General features: G+C 70.4%; 1 protein-coding gene. It reads right to left on the bottom strand.

Annotated features, from left to right (window positions below; translation table 11 throughout):
• The coding region (locus E1293_RS47170; protein ID WP_207939569.1) for a septum formation family protein at window positions 1-704 on the bottom strand (704 nt) is incomplete at its 3' end.
• Window positions 705-944 lie beyond the last annotated feature (240 nt).

Below are 944 nucleotides of genomic sequence, written 5' to 3' on the forward strand. Positions count from 1 at the left end.
GCCCACTCCCGCCCGTTCGGACCGCCGAGGCGCAGCAGAAGGTGCGCCGGCGGGTCCGTACCGAAGACGCGTCGCGCCCGCTGGGCGCAGAGGGCGTACACATCCGCCTCGTCCGGGTCCTGCGCACCCGTCAGCGCGAGCTTCGCGAGCACCTGGACCTCGTGCTCCTTCGTGCAGTCGACGACGTCCACATCACCCGTGCCCTTCCAGGTCCCGACGCAATCGCCCTCGGCCAGCAAGTTCAGCGGGGTCCACTGCCCCTCCAGCCGGAAGTTCTTCGGGCCGCCGGCATAGCGGAGAAGGCACGTCACGGCGCGCTCGCCGCTCTCCCATTCCTTCTTGCCCGGACGGCCGACGACCAGCGTGAACTCGTCGTCACGACCGGCCGCGTACAGCGACGACGCCTGGACCCGGCACGCCTTCGCCCCCTCGGCGACCAAGCGCGCGTCGCCGGGATAGTCGAGAATGGGCAGGTCCGGCTTCGCGTGGACCTCTCCTTCGTGAGCGCTCGTGCACGGCACGGCCCGCGCGAAGATCTTCGCCCCCTCCTGCCGGAAGCCCGTGAAGCACGCGTCCTCCGCCAGGGCCGACGCACGCGCGCCACCTGCGCCCTGGGGCGCGGCGTCCTCACCTCCGCCGAGGAAGGCCAGGCCGCAAGCGAGGCCCGCAAGCCCGACGACCCCGACGACCAGCGCGGCGATCACTAACCGCTTCCGGCGCGACGCGGCGGGCTGCGGCGCGGGCTCCGGAGACTCCGGAACATCATCAGTATCTGGTGGCATCGTCACGGCGGAAGCGTACGGGCGAAGATCACGATTCAGGCCGCCGCGGCGCGATTGGACGTGCGACAAGATTTGAATCTTGTCTCATTTGAGTTACCGTGGAGGCAAGTGGTCACCGGTCTGGAGGTGCGATGCCCGCCTCGTCCCCGCCCCCGACGGTCG

Source organism: Actinomadura darangshiensis (genome assembly GCF_004349235.1).
Classification (GTDB): Bacteria; Actinomycetota; Actinomycetes; order Streptosporangiales; family Streptosporangiaceae; genus Spirillospora; species Spirillospora darangshiensis.